Here is a 15037-nt window from a genome sequence, read left to right as displayed (position 1 = left end):
ATACATATAACCTTTAGTTGCATTATTTGTAACTAAAGGTTTTTTTGTAATATACTATTATGTAATAATTTACGTTGTGTATATGACAATACTGTAGTAGGTGAGTTTTGTATATAATCATCGTTTTTTGAAATTTTCCTAGCTTTATTTTCTAAATTTTGGTAGAATGACTTATGTTGTTTGAAAAGAATTTTAAAATTTTGAAAAATTTAATAGTATTTAAAGGCAATTTTTCACATTTTAACTAAGTATTTTACTTACAAGATTTTATATTTTTATATAATTGTCGTTTTTTTTTGTATTTTTAACATTATTTTTGATTCAAGTTAGAAAATACATCCTAAGTTTGCAAGAATTGATTTGTAATCGACTGATATGTAATTGGTTGAATAGTTGCGGTTTGAAATTACAGTTATGACATTAAAAAATACCACCTTATCGTTTTTTCTTTTGCTTTCTTTTACTGTTTTTTCACAGAGTAATCATGTGGAGAAAACAGAAGTAAACAATGTAGAAAAACCAGTTTCCTTTTTAGATTCGATAAAAAACACTTTCGTAAAATATGACCGTACTGTAAAAACAGATAGTTTGTGGATGAATCAGATCAGCAGTATTGCTGATATTTATAGCAATGTAGAAACGGAAATTAATACCGTAAACATCGATAAGGATATTGATAAAGAACTCCCTACTGAATTGCTAAAGAAGCGACTGGCAGAGATGGATGCCAAATCCCCTTTTAATATTGAATACAATCAAGGTCTTGAAAATTTAATAAAATCCTTCCTTAAAAACAGGCGTAAAGCGTTTGCCAACCAAATGGCAGTAGCCGAATATTATTTTCCTCTTTTTGAAGAGGCATTGGCTAAACAAAACGTTCCTTTAGAAATAAAATATCTGGCCGTTGTAGAATCGGCGTTGAATCCAAAAGCAGTTTCAAGAGTGGGTGCAACAGGATTGTGGCAATTCATGTACGGGACAGGTAAACAATACAATCTGAATATTGATTCTTATGTGGATGAGCGATCGGATCCTTTGAAATCTTCAGAAGCTGCCGCACAATACCTGACAAACATGTTTACTATTTTTAACGACTGGGATTTGGTATTAGCTTCATATAATTCCGGACCGGGAAATGTTACCAAAGCCATTCGTCGTTCAGGAGGTCAACAGAATTTTTGGAACATCAAGAAATTTTTACCGCAAGAAACCCAAGGATATGTTCCGGCTTTTCTAGCCACAATGTACATTTACGAATACCATAAAGAACACGGTATTGTTCCTAAAAGAGCTTTAGTTAAGCATTTTGCCACCGATACGGTGATGGTTAAAAAAGAAATGTCTTTTGCTCAAATTTCCAACTTATTGGATATACCTGTTGAGCAGCTTCAAGCATTAAATCCTTCCTATAAACGCAATGTAATTCCTAAATACGAGGGTAAATATCATTATTTGACTTTGCCTTCGTGTAAAGTTGGCGTTTTTACTTCTAATGAGGATAAAATTTACGCTTATGTTCAATACGAAATGGACAAAAGAGAAAAGGTTAATGACACCAAAAAACCTCTTATTGTAAAAGATTCTACTTTTAGTGCATTGGCATCAAATACCAGAGTGAAGTATTACAAAGTTAAGCGTGGCGATAACCTCGATGAAATTGCCAAAAATAATGATGTTGCTGTTTCTGATTTGAAGAAATGGAACAAACTCAAAGGTAATTCCATTGCTGCGGGTAAATCGCTAAAAATAATCATTGAAAAAGATTCGGAACCAAGCAGTCAATTGGCATTAAATACGGTTAAAAATAAAGCTTTATTAGCAAAAGAGAATTCTAATATTGCTGCCAAAGAAAGCAAAACAAGTTTGGATAAAAAAGATTCGCTTGTTACGGCCAATGCTTCAAATTTCTATGTTGTTCAAAAAGGTGATAACTTAAATAGTATCGCTAAAAAATACAATATAACTGTTGCAGAAATTAAAGAATGGAATCACTTAACATCACCAAATATTAGATTAGGAGATTCATTGCAAGTTGGTAATACCACAGCGCCAATTGCTGAAGAAAGTACTGCAGTTGCTGTTGCTACTCCAGAGCTTAAAGATATTCAGTACGAAGTTCAAAAAGGAGATAATCTTGGTAGCATTGCCAAAAAATTTGGTGCATCTTTGACTGATTTGAAACAATGGAATAATTTGAACTCAAATAATATTGCTATTGGGAATGTTTTGGTAGTTGCTAAAAACGAAATTGCAATCAATACTAATAATGCAACCGTTGATTCTTTTAAGAAAAAGGACAATAGTGTGTCTTTATACCAAAAAGAGATTAACTATTTGGTGCAAAAAGGAGATTCATTGTTCAGCATTTCCAAAAAATATCCTGGAGTTACAGTTTCTGATTTAAAAAAATGGAACAATATTACCGGGGATGACCTAAAACCGGGAATGGGGTTGAAAATAAAAGGATAATTGAATAAACTACAGTATATTTGAAGTCTATTCAGACTTTTTAATATGAATAAAACTTCCATTTTATTTTTACTTATTGCAATTCTTTTTTCTTGTTCCAAGAATAAGGACAATCTTTCCAAACATTCTACAGGTAAGATTAATTCTATTTCAATAGTCATCGATAATCAGTTATGGAATGGTGTCGTTGGTGACAGCATTAGGAATAAATTTGCAAGTCCTGTTGAAGGTTTGCCAAAAGAAGAACCCATTTTTGACATTAATCAGTATCCAACTGATGTCATGGAGGGTTTTGTAACCAAAAGCAGGGTTATTATTGTTGTCAAAAAAGGTGCTGAGAATCATTTTTCCGTACAAAAAAACCAGTATGCAAGTCCCCAAAATGTATTTCACATTACTGGAGAATCAGTAACGGCTCTTTTGGAATTAATAGAAAAGCATACCCCAAGCATTATTCGAACTATCAAAAAAGGTGAAATTGAAGCTCATGAGGAATTGTTAAAGGATTCTGTAGTAGTTTCAAATACAATCCAGAAACAATTCCAACTTGATTTAAAAGTTCCGAAGAGCTATTCTTATAGCATTAAAAACGATAATTTCGTTTGGCTGAAAAAAGAGTTTTCCAGTGGGAGTACAAGTATATTGGTTACTCAATTTCCTATGAAGAGTTTTAGGTTACGCGGTGATGTTTTGAGTAGGATCATTAAGATTCAGGATTCTATCGGAGCAACTTACATAAAAGGCACTACGCATGACTCCAATATGTATGTCGACACATCTTATCCACTTTATCTTTTTAAAACCAATTTGGCCGGTAAAATGGCTTATGAAACCAAGGGTACTTGGCGATTGAAAAATAGTTTTATGTTTGGTCCTTTTATAAGTTATCTTATTGTGGATTATCGGAAACAGAGAATTATATATCTCGAAGGATTTTGCTACGTACCGTCACAAGAGAGACGTGATTATATGCATGAATTGGAATCGATTTTGAAAGGAGTAAAAATATCTGAAGAAAAATAAGTACTTGCTTATGGCCGTAGAATGGGAAATAAAGCCTTTTGAGGCATTATCTGTAAATGAATTATATGACATACTTCAATTGCGAAGTAAAATCTTTGTAGTGGAGCAAAATTGCGTCTATCTCGATATTGACGGAAAGGATAAGGTGGCTTTGCATCTTTTTGGAACTTTTGACGGGAAAATTGTGGCTCACGCCCGACTTTTTAAATCGGGAATTTCTTTTGATAATGCATCAATAGGAAGGGTAGTGGTTGATCCAGATTACAGGGATAGAAAGTGGGGACAAGAATTGATGAAGAATGCTATTTTGGGCATTAAGGAACATTTTGGTGAAAGCCAAATCACCATTGGAGCTCAGCTATATTTAAAAAAGTTCTACGAAAGTCTCGGTTTTGTGCAGTCTAGTGAAATGTATCTCGAAGATGATATTCCACATATTGAAATGGTGAGGGAGTGATTTAGTTTGCTTTCAGGAAATTATATAAACTAAATTGGGTTATTTTGGACGAGATAAGTTCCAAAATAACCCGATTTTTTCGTCAGGAAGGTGTGTTAAATCTTCAAAATCGAATTATACTCAGCCGTAGTGTTCAAAATACTGACCGCTTTCTTAATTTCGGGATTGTTTTTGATGTAATAATTATAAAGTCCTTCTTGATATTGGTAGCGTTTGATGATTTCGTCCAATAATAAACCTTTAATTTCTTTTTGGTTTTTATCCAATAATGCATTTTCGGATTTTTGAAGTGAAGTCAGCAATTGTTGGTATTCCACGGCAATGGCTTCATCCAGTTTTTCTTTTTTGGCTGTCGCCAAAGTGTTTTTCAAAGCTACTTCGGTATCAGTGTCAAAAGTAATTTTTTGGTTTTTCAGGAACTGTTTGAAATCGGCATAATCCGCATCGGTGATTACCGGGATTTTTGTTCCTAAATTCGGGTTTTTGTAATAATAGTAGGTAGCATAGTTAAAAATACCGTCGTTTTTCAATAAGGCGTTGGCAATCGGACTTGTTTTGGTCTCTTCCATTTCAATATCAGGCAAAATTCCTCCACCATCATAAACGGTTCTTCCTTTACGGGTTTTAAAGGCATTGTAATTTTTGGCTTCGGTTCTGATAGCCACACCGTTTTTATCTTTGTGAGCATAATCCAACGCCTGAATACATCTTCCCGAAGGCGTGTAATAGCGCGAAATCGTCACTTTAAGCTGTGTGCCATAAGTTAATTCCACAGGTCTTTGAACCAAACCTTTCCCGAAACTTCGGCTTCCCAAAATTACCGCACGATCCAGATCCTGCAAAGCTCCCGAAACAATTTCGGAGGCCGATGCGCTTCGGCCGTTGACCAAAATAACTAGAGGAATCGTAGTATCAATCGGATCTCGTGATGTTTTGTAGGTGTTGTTGTGTTTTTCTATTTTGGATTTTGTCGTTACAATGATTTCATTTTTTGGAACAAAAAGATTGCAGATATTTACCGCTTCGTTTAATAAACCGCCGGGATTTCCTCTTAAATCCAATACAATTCTTTCGGCACCTTGGCTTTTTAATTGTTCCAATGCTTCTTTGGTTTCGGTTGAGGCTTTTCTGTTAAAGTGATCCAATACGATATAACCTGTTTTGTCATCAATTTTGGCGAAATAGGGAACCGACTTGATTTCGACTTCGTCCAAAACAATTACAGTCGAATTGGTTTTTCCCTGACGAATGTATTTGATGTCGATTTTGGTGTTTTTGGAGCCTTTCAATAATTGCGAAGCATCATCTTTGAAGTCGGTCAAAGGGGTGTCTCCTATTTGTATGATTTCGTCGCCCGCTTTAAGTCCCGCTTTATCGGCAGGGAAATTTTTATAAGGTTCTTTTATGATCAGTTTGTCGTCTTTACGGGTTATTAACGCCCCAATTCCGGTGTATTCGCCCGTATTGTTGATTTTGAATTTGAGTACTTCCTGTTCGTTAAAATAAACGGTATAGGGGTCAAGCGATCCCAACATTCCTTTGATGGCATTGTTCATCAACTCAGCCGGTGTGGTTTCATCGACATAATTCTTGTTCAGTTCCTTGAACAGTGTCGTGAAAATTTCCAACTGTTTGGCAATCTCAAAATAGTCATCTTTGAAACTTACCCCGACAAATAAAAAGGCCGAGGCAACAACGGGAATTATGATTTTTTTTTGGAAAAGGGTACGCATGATTATTTGTTTTTCTTCTTGAATCGTTTTCTAATAAAATAAAATAGAGCTATTGCTATGATGATAAATGGCCAAACTTCCAATAGTCCTAAAAAGAAATTTGAAATTCCATAAAATCCAGATTTGAAGGCATTCCAAACTTTGGCTCCATAGGAAATTGTGACGCCTCTTTCTTCAGCAATTGTTTTGTAAAACTCTATGGTAATTGTACTCAAAGAGATTCTGTTTTGCATGTATCTCAATTGTCCTTCTTTGGCTTCAATTTCTTCGCGAATAGCCGACAGTTGTGCTTCAATGGCTAACATTTCAGACATTTTGGTTGCTTTTGACAAAAGCTCAATGTATCTGTTTTCAAGTTTCTTTTTGGCCTTTAAGCGTGCATCAATGTCAATGTATTGTTCAGTTACATCTTCAGAATTAATTTCTTTATTGTCAAAATAAGTAACTCCCGTCGAAATGTCTTTTATGAAAGAATCGAAGTTTTGACTTGGGATACGAACTGTTATTCTTCTGTATATGGAGCCATAGTCCTTTCCTTCACTATCGTTCTGAATGAAAGCTTTTCCTTTTTTTACGGCAATTTTTATTTGTTCATAAGTGGTTTCTAAATTTTCGGTTTCAAATCTTAGATTACCATTTTTGATTATTTTTTGCTCAATGGTCGTATTCTCTGCGTCTTTGAAACCTGAATTAGAGATTGCTTCGCTACCGATCAGTTTTTTTGCGGGTAGCTTTACTGCAGTGATTGCCATATCTTGGGAAACTTCCGCATCGGCTTTTTTACAACTCAATACTGCGAAAAATAAAAGTGCAATTATTAATTTTGACTTCATAGGGCTGTAATTTATTTTTAAAAATACAAAATTAATTTAGATTACAACTAAGCGGTAGTTAGGCTTCTTAAAATGAAAAATGTACTGTATCCTAATCTTCTTTTTTGGTTTGAACGACAAATTTTTCGAACAATTGTATGGTTTTGGTGTTGATTTCCTCAAATGATAATCGGTCTTTGCTTTGGTAAAAAAGCATAAAAGTATAAGGTTGGTCTAAATTGTCAATTAGTAAATGTTTGTTGAGCCTATAAGTTTCGCGCAATACACGTTTGAAATAGTTGCGGTCAACGGCTTTTTTGAAGTATTTTTTGGAAACCGAAACGCCTATTTTGATTTTTTCGCCTTCGCCAAAAGTCCCCGGATTGTAAACCAACCGCAAAGGATATTTCGATACCGATTTGCCTTCGGTGAATAATAATCCGATGGCTATTTTGCTTTTGAGTTTTTCGTTTTTGGGATAGGTGAAGCTCATTTTTTTTAAAATACTGTTCATTATGATGTTGGCAAAGTTACAATTAAAGTGCAGTCATGCAACAGTCAGTTTGTGATAGAAAACGATCTAGAATTGTATCAAAAGTTTCTTTTTTATTGGATAAATAAATGGTAATATTTTTGTAACTTTCTGTTTTGCAATTGAATATAATGATGAGGATTAATTGCAAGGGTTATAAATAGTGCTAAAAATATATTTCTTACTTTTGTGGCAAATTTTAAAGTATGCAAAAGTTAATTTCGTACCCTTTATCTGTTATCGTATTATTTTTAGTGCTGTTGACTTTGGCGATATTTCATCCTATTCAATGGGTTTGTTTGCACGCATTTGGATATCAGGCACATAAAAAAAGTGTTGATTACCTAAATTTCATATTACTAAAAATTGTTCTTATTTTAGGAACGACTTTTGGTTGTGAAGGTGTTGAAAAAGTACCGGAAGGGGTGCCGATTATTTTTGTGGCGAACCATCAGAGTTTATACGATATTATTGCAATAATTTGGTTTTTGAGAAGATCTCATCCCAAATTTGTGAGTAAGAAAGAATTGGGGAAAGGAATTCCAAGTGTTTCTTTTAATTTGCGTCATGGAGGCTCCGTATTAATTGACCGTAAGGATCCAAAACAAGCGATACCAACTATTAAAAAAATAGCTGATTATATTGAAAAACATAAACGTTCGGCAGTGATTTTTCCGGAAGGAACCAGAAGCCGTAACGGAAAACCAAAGGAATTTGCCCAGACAGGGTTAAAGATTTTATGCAAGAACGCACCATCGGCTTATGTAGTTCCAATTAGTATCAATAATTCGTGGAAACTCTTAAAATACGGAACTTTTCCTTATGGTTTAGGAAATCATATTACCTTTGCGGTTCATGATGCATTTGCAGTGAAGGATTTTGAGTTTAATGAAATCATGCAAAAGACTGAAACGGCAGTCAAAAATGGAATAAAAATTTAATAATTTATAAATAATGTCTATAAAAAACATTCGTCTGGAAGTAATGCAATTTCTGGAAAACAAGGTAGAAGGATTTATGGAGCAGTATCTGATTCCAGTGGAAAAGATATGGCAGCCTTCGGACTTTTTGCCTAATTCGGAAAGTGATAATTTCCTTGAAGAAGTAAAAGAATTGAGAGAAATATCCAAAGATCTACCTTATGATTTTTGGGTGGCTATGGTGGGTGATATGATTACCGAAGAGGCTTTGCCAACATACGAAAACTGGTTGATGGAGCTTGAAGGTGTTGACAATGAAGGCAGAAATGGTTGGGCCAAATGGGTACGCGAATGGACTGGAGAGGAGAATCGCCATGGAGATTTACTGAATAAATATTTGTATTTGTCGGGTCGCGTGAACATGCGTGAAATCGAAATGACAACACAGCATTTGATCAATGATGGTTTTGATATTGGAACAGGAAGAGATCCTTATAAAAACTTTGTTTATACCAGTTTCCAGGAATTGGCTACTTATGTTTCTCATAATAGAGTGTCGCAATTGGCCAAAAGCTATGGAGATAAGAAATTATCCAAAATGTGTAAAATGGTTGCGGGAGACGAAATGCGTCACCACCACGCCTATAGCCATTTTGTGACCGAAATTTTCAAATTGGATCCAAGCGAAATGATGCTTGCTTTCCAATATATGATGAAACAAAAAATCGTTATGCCAGCTCATTTCTTGAGGGAATCTGGACAAAAAATCAGTTCGGCTTTTGAGCATTTTTCAGATTCTGCACAAAGAATTGGAGTATATACTGCTAACGATTATGTTGATATTATGCAGAAGTTAATTGATAAATGGGAAATTGATAAAATTACAGGTTTAACTGCCGAGGCTGAGAAAGCCCGCGATTACTTGATGAAATTACCAGCCAGAATGGCAAAAATCTCCGAAAGACTGGTGATTCCTGCAGAATCATTCCAATTCAAATGGGTTGAACCTGCAAGATTGTAGAATTTAGATTTTTAAATTGATATTGATATTGTCATTGATATTGATTTTTAAATTTGACAATTAATTATTATGCTGATTTTTAAGGTTAATGCTTTGAAAATCAGCATTTTTTATAAAAAAAACAATAAAGAGATAATATGGATTTAATTAATAAAACCATTCTTTTTGTAAAAGAAAAATTAGCAAATGCTGAAGGTGGACACGATTGGTTTCATATTCAGAGAGTTTATAAGAATGCATTATTGATTGCTAGTGGCGAGGAATGCGACGAAACGGTCGTAAAACTCGGTGCTTTGCTTCATGATATCGCTGATAGTAAATTTAATGGTGGTGATGAAACCGTGGGGCCAAAAGTAGCCCGTGAGTTCTTGGAAAGTCAAGGCGCTACAGAAGCTGTTATTTCGCATGTCATTCAAATTATCGATAACGTCTCTTTTAAAGGCGGAAACACGGAAAAGGCCTTCTCGTCCATCGAATTGGATATCGTGCAGGATGCGGACCGTTTGGACGCCATAGGGGCAATCGGGATTGCAAGGGCGTTTAATTATGGCGGATTCAAAAACAGGGCGATGTATGATCCTAATATTGCTCCGAAATTGAACATGAGCAAAGAAGAATACAAAAACAGCAATGCGCCAACAATCAATCATTTTTATGAAAAATTGTTGTTGTTGAAAGACAAAATGAATACCCAAACCGGTAAGCAAATAGCACAACAAAGACATCAATTCATGCAGGAATTCCTGTCGCAGTTTTATGCCGAATGGGATGGGGCGTTGTAGATTTTTAATTTCTGTGGTAGGGACGCACTGCAGTGCGTCTCTACCATTAATGAATTTTTACACAATTGTTTCAAATTTCCGCATTCTAGAATCTGCCTTCTGAAATCTGCTTTCTGCATTCTAAAGTCCTTTTTCCTTCATCTCCAAAATTACATCCGAAGCGTTTTTGAACGTAGGATCTTGTAAAATAATACTTCCCGCGCGTTTTTTATTGATTTTGAAAGTAATGTCATTTTCGGTGGTGAACAAAAGTGCCGTCAGAAAAGGCTTGTTCATATAGGAACTTAGGATCTTGTAAGTTTCGTCAAGCGAATGAAAACTTTCGATTTCTTCGGTTTTGTATCGCTCTGTAACCGAAAGACTAAAGACCCCATCATTCAAAACCGGACGCACATATATATTTTTCAAATCGGTGTCGCCTATGGTTTTTGCTAAAGTCAATTTAGCATAAGTTTTATCGGTGATGCTTTCTTTTACTTTTTCCCAAAATTCATTAAAAACAGGTTGAAAAGACATAGAATTTATTTTTTAGGTATGAGACCACAAAATTAAGTTTTTGGAATCAAACAAATAGGTTTTTTATACCGTTTGTTATTTCAAATTAGTTCAATAAATATTGAACCAAATGAAATATACAACGGCATTATGCCAAAACAATTGAATTAATTTCAAAGTAGAATTGGTATAACTTGTGATTCTTAATGAGTATATTTGGGAGACCTAATAGTTTTTTAAAACCTGTTAGATCGGATTAAAAATAAATAGAAAATGAAAAGAATTACCGTATTCTGTGGTTCGAGTTCAGGGACTGAAGAAAATTATACAATACAAGCCGCTTTACTTGGCAAAACTTTGGCAGAGAAAAATATTGAATTAGTTTACGGCGGAGCCAATGTTGGACTTATGGGTGCAGTCGCTGATGGTGTTTTGAATAATGGCGGAAAAGCAATCGGAGTGTTGCCTAATTTTTTAAGATCAAAAGAAATTGCACACAAACAACTCACCGAATTGATTTTGGTTGACACTATGCACGAAAGAAAAACCAAGATGAATGATCTTTGTGACGGCGTAATAGCCCTCCCGGGTGGTTTCGGAACGATGGATGAACTTTTTGAAATGCTTACTTGGGCGCAATTAGGACTGCATAAAAAGCCGATTGCTCTTTTAAATGTTGACGGTTATTTTGACGCTTTGATTACGTTCACTGAAACCATGGTAAACAAAGGACTTTTGAAAGAAGTAAACCAAGAAATGCTTTTGGTTAGTGACTCCATTGACGAACTTTTGGATAAAATGGAAAATTATGTTCCGCCAACAGTTGGGAAATGGATTAGTAAAGAAAATATTTAACGTCAGTTCGAGTAAATTTTCAGAAAATGCGAATAGCTTTTTCAGAAAATTGTATCGAGAACACTAGTTAGAAAAAAAGTTCTTCTAGAGTATTTTAAGTTTAAAAGTTGGTTCTCGATACAATTTGAAAAGCTGTCGCATTTCAAATTTACTCGAACTGACGAAATTTAGAGAAACTAAATGATATGAAACACAAATTATTATTATTACTGCTTGTTGTAGTCCTGGGGTTTATTGGCTGTCAAAAGAGTCAAAAAGTTGAGACAGGAATTTCTAAAGTTGAAAATGGAACGAAAGAAATCAGTAGAAATGGCTATTTTATTCGTTATGACGCTTCTTTTCGATTGGATGAAAGTGGAAAAAATGGAGTTGAATTTTATTTGTTTACGCCAACTAAACCGGGTGATGATTTTTCGGAAAATATTAATTTGATGATTCAGGATTTGGGAGTTTTGAAGTATGATTTGGATCAATTTGTAGCGATTTCCGAAAAACAGATTAAGGCGAGCGGAAAACTTATAGAAAGTACCCGAAAAAAAACGGACGGGCAGGAATACCAAATTCTAATCTTCGAGGCCAAATTCAATGGTTTAGATCTTAAATTTCTGCAATACGATTTCGTGAAAAATGATAAAGCCTATGTGCTGACTTTCTCCGCAAAACAAAGCGAATTTGAAAACTATCGAAAAGAGATAGAAAAAGTAATGAATACTTTTAAATTAGAATAATACTGCTTTATAAAGACATCACGGTTTCAAAAATTGGCTGCTCTAAAATCACATTGTCTCAAATCCATCACTGAATTTACGCATGGTATATTGTTTGGTTTTGGTGTCATAATACCCCATGATATAGTAGTTCTTGTAACGAATAATACTTGGTAGGCTGATTTCCTTATGTTCTTCTTTAAAACGGGAAATAAAATCGACTGCAAGAGGTGGCTCCTGATCTTGTTTGATATGGTCTAATTTTTTGTCAAATATACTTTCGAAGTAAATTGTCATCGGGACATTGCGATATTCTATGTCGCTGGTCAGTTCATTATCAAATGTAAAAGAATGTACAGTGTCCGAAAATTCAAGCTCACCTATTCCTCCAAATGTGATTAAAATGGATTTAGAAGTTTTGTAAACCGTTAATCCAACATTCAAAGAGTGAAGTTGATTCAAAAGTCGGGCGGTGGTTTGTATTTCCGTCGGTTTATCATTATTTAGCTGCAGCCATATAGGAGAAGATTTAAATGGAATCGTTTGGTTTGGTGCAACGTAAATACTTTTGACTATTTCTCCTGTTTTATAATCCCTTATTTCAAACAATAATTGGTTGCTACTGACTTTAAATTGATATATTTTACCTTCATGATAATAGGAATTGTTTGGGCCGAAAAAAGATTGAGTATCGGTTTTAGAAAACTTTTTTTCCTGAATTTCAAAAGTAGCAAGATCAATGAAAAATGCTTGTGTTTCGTGATAATCGTGGTCGAAAGTGAGAAGCAATTGATTTTTGAGAACGTATAGTTTTGATTTTTGAGTAGCCTTGAATAGCGGGTTGAACTGATTGGTTTCAATTTTTTCAGCGGGACAAGCTATTAGAATTTGGTTAAATCTTATAGGTAAATTTATGCTGTTTTTGAATTTGAAAGAGCTGAAATCGAGTGTTTTTTCTTCTTTTTTGCCATCTTTAAAAATGTACAATACCAATTTTTGCTCTAAATATTTTTGTGTGAGGATATAAAAAGTATTGTTCTGTTGAAATTGCGTAATAACAATTTGTTTAAAAAATCTTAAATCATAATTGACTGAAGTATTTGTCTTTGTGTTCAGATTGTAAGTAACTGCTGTTATTTTCTGTAAATCTTCGGAAGACCAGTAAAGAGTTGGGTTTCCATCGTCGCTAAAACTGTACCCTGATATTGATTTATGGGAGATATCCTTTTTTGCAAATGCATATTGATTGGTCAAGAACAGCGCATTGTTGTATTTTAGGATTGTGAGTGTTTTTTTATCGGTTGCGAAGGCAAATAGATCATGTGTATTGTTGTCTTCGGCATTTATGATTTGCCTGTAGTCTTTGGAATTTTTGAATTCCAGCGGAAAAGTTGCTAATTGCGTTTGACTAAAGAGAAAATTATATTGGATTAGAATAACAAAAAGTAGAATTTTTTTCATAATTACTTATTTGTACTGGAGGTTGATTAGAAAAAACCTACAAAAACTATACCATTTTACGAATAGCCAACTTGTGAATTCATAATTTATTGAAAATAATATAAGATTTATACTTTAATTCAAATAAATTGTTTTGTTTTCTAGAAAGACGTTATGTTTTTTTGAATGATTACAAAAAAGCCAAATGCTAACTTTTAGCCCCGGTTGAAGTGAAAATCGCCCGATTTAGAAAAACAAGGCTTTTGCCGAAGTTTTTCTAAATCGGGAATTGTAGCGGAAAACGGGACGATGTTTCCAAAAAAACCTTTATGTTTCCGCTCCAAAAAAGAAAGGAACTAGGAATTACATAGAATCAAATCCATCGCTGAATTTTCTCATGGTATATTGTTTGGTATTGGTGTCGTAATATCCCATGATATAGTAGTTTTTGTAGCGAATGATGCTTGGTAGCGACACTTCATCGTGCTCTTCTCTAAAACGCGAAATAAAATCAACAGCAAGCGGTTCCTGATCTTGCTTGGTGTTTTCCAATTTTTTGTCGAACCTACTTTCAAAATACATATATGTGGGGACATAACGATTTATATAGTCATAATAGTTTAGTTCATTGCCTGAATAATTATTCGCAATATCTGTAAATTGAATGTTTCCAGTTCCTCCCAAAGTTATCAGAATGGATTTAGTTGTTTTATAGACCGTGAGTCCTACTTCCAAGTAAACCAATTGATGTAAAAAATTGGTAGTGTTTGTCAGTTCTTTTGGTCTTTGCCCTTCCATTTGCAGCCATAAAGGTGAAGTTTTAAACGGAATCGCATCGGTTTGCGGAACTGTAAAGGTTTTAATATTTTCTCCTGTTTTGTAATCCTTTATTTCAAATTGTAATTCTTCAGCATTAACTTTTAGCTGATAGATTTTGTTTTCATGGTAGTAGGAATTCGATAAACTGACATAATTTTTGGTTGCGGTTTTCGGAAAAAGCTTTTCCTGAATTTCGAAAGTTGCAAGGTTTATATCAAATCCTTGTGTCTCATTGTCGTTATGGTCGAAAGTAAGAAGCAATCGATTTTTGAGAACGTATAGTTTTGTTTTCTGAGTGCCTTTGAATAAAGGATTAAAATGATTGGTTTCTATTTGTTCAATTGGGCAAACTTCCAGAATCTTGCTGAATGATACCGCTTGGTTTTTGCTGTTTTTGAATTTAAAAGAGCTGAAATCCAGTATTTTTTCTTCTTTTTTGCCATCTTTAAAAATGTACAGTATCAATTTTTCTTCAAAATGTTTTTGAGCAAGAATGTAAAAAGTATTGTTCTCTTGGAAATGTGTGATAACATCTTGGTTGAAAAACTGCAACTCATAATTAACAACAGCGTTAGTTTTGGAGTCCAAATCGTAAGTAGCAGCTGTTATTTTGCTCAAATCGTCGGAAGACCAATAAAGAGTCGGGTTTCCTTGATTATTAAAGCTATATCCTGATATTAATTTATGACTGATATCGAGCCTTGGAAATGTGTATTGATTGGTTAGAAACAATGCACTATTGTATTTTAGGATTGTTAGCGTTTCTTTGTCGGTTACAAAAGCAAACAAATCGTGTGTATCGTTGTTTTCGGCATTTAATATTTGTCTGTAGTCTTTGGATTTTTTAAGTTCCAATGGAAATGTTGCAATAACTGTCTGACTCAAAAGAGCATTGCATTGGATTAGAATAAAAAAAAGAAATATTTTTTTCATGAGTACTTACTAAATAAAATGTTTGTTTTGAAAGAATAA

At 34.2% G+C, this 15037-nt stretch carries 14 protein-coding genes; 8 read left to right on the top strand and 6 right to left on the bottom strand.

Annotated elements, in window-relative coordinates; genetic code table 11:
- Nucleotides 1–414: 414 nt before the first annotated feature.
- From OZP12_RS01245 to OZP12_RS01235, 3 genes are read left to right on the top strand one after another with little or no spacing between them, the layout of a single operon-like run.
- Complete coding sequence (locus tag OZP12_RS01245) at nucleotides 415–2469, top strand: LysM peptidoglycan-binding domain-containing protein (protein WP_281227239.1); 2055 nt, start codon at nucleotides 415–417, stop codon at nucleotides 2467–2469.
- Nucleotides 2470–2514: 45 nt separating this feature from the next.
- Nucleotides 2515–3492 carry a DUF4837 family protein gene (locus OZP12_RS01240; protein ID WP_281227238.1) on the top strand — a complete coding sequence of 326 codons (978 nt, stop codon included), beginning with the start codon at nucleotides 2515–2517 and terminating at the stop codon, nucleotides 3490–3492.
- Between the two features lie 10 nt (nucleotides 3493–3502).
- The gene (locus OZP12_RS01235) at nucleotides 3503–3949 is read left to right on the top strand and encodes a GNAT family N-acetyltransferase (RefSeq protein ID WP_281227237.1); all 447 of its coding nucleotides are present in this window, start codon (nucleotides 3503–3505) and stop codon (nucleotides 3947–3949) included.
- 95 nt (nucleotides 3950–4044) lie between these two features.
- Here the strand turns inward: OZP12_RS01235 and OZP12_RS01230 are convergent, their stop codons facing one another.
- From OZP12_RS01230 to OZP12_RS01220, 3 genes are all read right to left on the bottom strand, one after another.
- The gene (locus OZP12_RS01230; protein WP_281227236.1) at nucleotides 4045–5682 is read right to left on the bottom strand and encodes a S41 family peptidase; all 1638 of its coding nucleotides are present in this window, start codon (nucleotides 5680–5682) and stop codon (nucleotides 4045–4047) included.
- Between the two features lie 2 nt (nucleotides 5683–5684).
- Nucleotides 5685–6515 (bottom strand): DUF4349 domain-containing protein, encoded by an 831-nt coding sequence (locus OZP12_RS01225; protein ID WP_281227235.1) that lies wholly within the window; start codon nucleotides 6513–6515, stop codon nucleotides 5685–5687.
- 91 nt (nucleotides 6516–6606) lie between these two features.
- Nucleotides 6607–6987 carry a ribonuclease P protein component gene (locus tag OZP12_RS01220; protein ID WP_281227234.1) on the bottom strand — a complete coding sequence of 127 codons (381 nt, stop codon included), beginning with the start codon at nucleotides 6985–6987 and terminating at the stop codon, nucleotides 6607–6609.
- A 245-nt stretch (nucleotides 6988–7232) separates the two neighbouring features.
- Here OZP12_RS01220 and OZP12_RS01215 point away from each other — a divergent pair, with 245 nt between their 5' ends.
- The 3 genes from OZP12_RS01215 (at nucleotide 7233) to OZP12_RS01205 (ending at nucleotide 9749) form a co-directional block, all read left to right on the top strand.
- Nucleotides 7233–7967, top strand: a complete 735-nt coding sequence (locus tag OZP12_RS01215) for a lysophospholipid acyltransferase family protein (protein ID WP_281227233.1) — start codon at nucleotides 7233–7235, stop codon at nucleotides 7965–7967.
- Between the two features lie 13 nt (nucleotides 7968–7980).
- A complete protein-coding gene (locus tag OZP12_RS01210; protein ID WP_281227232.1) occupies nucleotides 7981–8967 on the top strand; it encodes an acyl-ACP desaturase in 987 nt (328 codons plus the stop codon).
- A gap of 137 nt (nucleotides 8968–9104) precedes the next feature.
- Nucleotides 9105–9749 carry an HD domain-containing protein gene (locus OZP12_RS01205; RefSeq protein ID WP_281227231.1) on the top strand — a complete coding sequence of 215 codons (645 nt, stop codon included), beginning with the start codon at nucleotides 9105–9107 and terminating at the stop codon, nucleotides 9747–9749.
- Nucleotides 9750–9869: 120 nt separating this feature from the next.
- On the opposite strand, the gene OZP12_RS01200 is transcribed toward OZP12_RS01205, so the two are convergent.
- Nucleotides 9870–10265: a hypothetical protein gene (locus OZP12_RS01200; protein WP_281227230.1), complete on the bottom strand. Its 396-nt coding sequence runs from the start codon at nucleotides 10263–10265 to the stop codon at nucleotides 9870–9872.
- A 252-nt stretch (nucleotides 10266–10517) separates the two neighbouring features.
- Here OZP12_RS01200 and OZP12_RS01195 point away from each other — a divergent pair, with 252 nt between their 5' ends.
- Nucleotides 10518–11099 carry an LOG family protein gene (locus OZP12_RS01195; protein ID WP_281227229.1) on the top strand — a complete coding sequence of 194 codons (582 nt, stop codon included), beginning with the start codon at nucleotides 10518–10520 and terminating at the stop codon, nucleotides 11097–11099.
- A gap of 185 nt (nucleotides 11100–11284) precedes the next feature.
- On the top strand, nucleotides 11285–11827 hold the full coding sequence (locus tag OZP12_RS01190; protein ID WP_281227228.1) for a PsbP-related protein: 543 nt from the start codon (nucleotides 11285–11287) through the stop codon (nucleotides 11825–11827).
- Nucleotides 11828–11875: 48 nt separating this feature from the next.
- On the opposite strand, the gene OZP12_RS01185 is transcribed toward OZP12_RS01190, so the two are convergent.
- Nucleotides 11876–13267, bottom strand: a complete 1392-nt coding sequence (locus OZP12_RS01185; protein WP_281227227.1) for a hypothetical protein — start codon at nucleotides 13265–13267, stop codon at nucleotides 11876–11878.
- 342 nt (nucleotides 13268–13609) lie between these two features.
- Nucleotides 13610–14998 (bottom strand): hypothetical protein, encoded by a 1389-nt coding sequence (locus OZP12_RS01180; protein WP_281227226.1) that lies wholly within the window; start codon nucleotides 14996–14998, stop codon nucleotides 13610–13612.
- Nucleotides 14999–15037: the final 39 nt, after the last annotated feature.

The organism is Flavobacterium aquiphilum (assembly GCF_027111335.1).
GTDB lineage: Bacteria > Bacteroidota > Bacteroidia > Flavobacteriales > Flavobacteriaceae > Flavobacterium > Flavobacterium aquiphilum.
This window is presented reverse-complemented; position numbering and strand designations above follow the sequence as displayed.

Coding starts and splice junctions, on each gene's coding strand:
- OZP12_RS01245 (WP_281227239.1), top strand. CDS start 415: ATGACATTAAAAAATACCACCTTATCGTTTTTTCTTTTGCTTTCTTTT.
- OZP12_RS01240 (WP_281227238.1), top strand. CDS start 2,515: ATGAATAAAACTTCCATTTTATTTTTACTTATTGCAATTCTTTTTTCT.
- OZP12_RS01235 (WP_281227237.1), top strand. CDS start 3,503: ATGGCCGTAGAATGGGAAATAAAGCCTTTTGAGGCATTATCTGTAAAT.
- OZP12_RS01230 (WP_281227236.1), bottom strand. CDS start 5,682: ATGCGTACCCTTTTCCAAAAAAAAATCATAATTCCCGTTGTTGCCTCG.
- OZP12_RS01225 (WP_281227235.1), bottom strand. CDS start 6,515: ATGAAGTCAAAATTAATAATTGCACTTTTATTTTTCGCAGTATTGAGT.
- OZP12_RS01220 (WP_281227234.1), bottom strand. CDS start 6,987: ATGAGCTTCACCTATCCCAAAAACGAAAAACTCAAAAGCAAAATAGCC.
- OZP12_RS01215 (WP_281227233.1), top strand. CDS start 7,233: ATGCAAAAGTTAATTTCGTACCCTTTATCTGTTATCGTATTATTTTTA.
- OZP12_RS01210 (WP_281227232.1), top strand. CDS start 7,981: ATGTCTATAAAAAACATTCGTCTGGAAGTAATGCAATTTCTGGAAAAC.
- OZP12_RS01205 (WP_281227231.1), top strand. CDS start 9,105: ATGGATTTAATTAATAAAACCATTCTTTTTGTAAAAGAAAAATTAGCA.
- OZP12_RS01200 (WP_281227230.1), bottom strand. CDS start 10,265: ATGTCTTTTCAACCTGTTTTTAATGAATTTTGGGAAAAAGTAAAAGAA.
- OZP12_RS01195 (WP_281227229.1), top strand. CDS start 10,518: ATGAAAAGAATTACCGTATTCTGTGGTTCGAGTTCAGGGACTGAAGAA.
- OZP12_RS01190 (WP_281227228.1), top strand. CDS start 11,285: ATGAAACACAAATTATTATTATTACTGCTTGTTGTAGTCCTGGGGTTT.
- OZP12_RS01185 (WP_281227227.1), bottom strand. CDS start 13,267: ATGAAAAAAATTCTACTTTTTGTTATTCTAATCCAATATAATTTTCTC.
- OZP12_RS01180 (WP_281227226.1), bottom strand. CDS start 14,998: ATGAAAAAAATATTTCTTTTTTTTATTCTAATCCAATGCAATGCTCTT.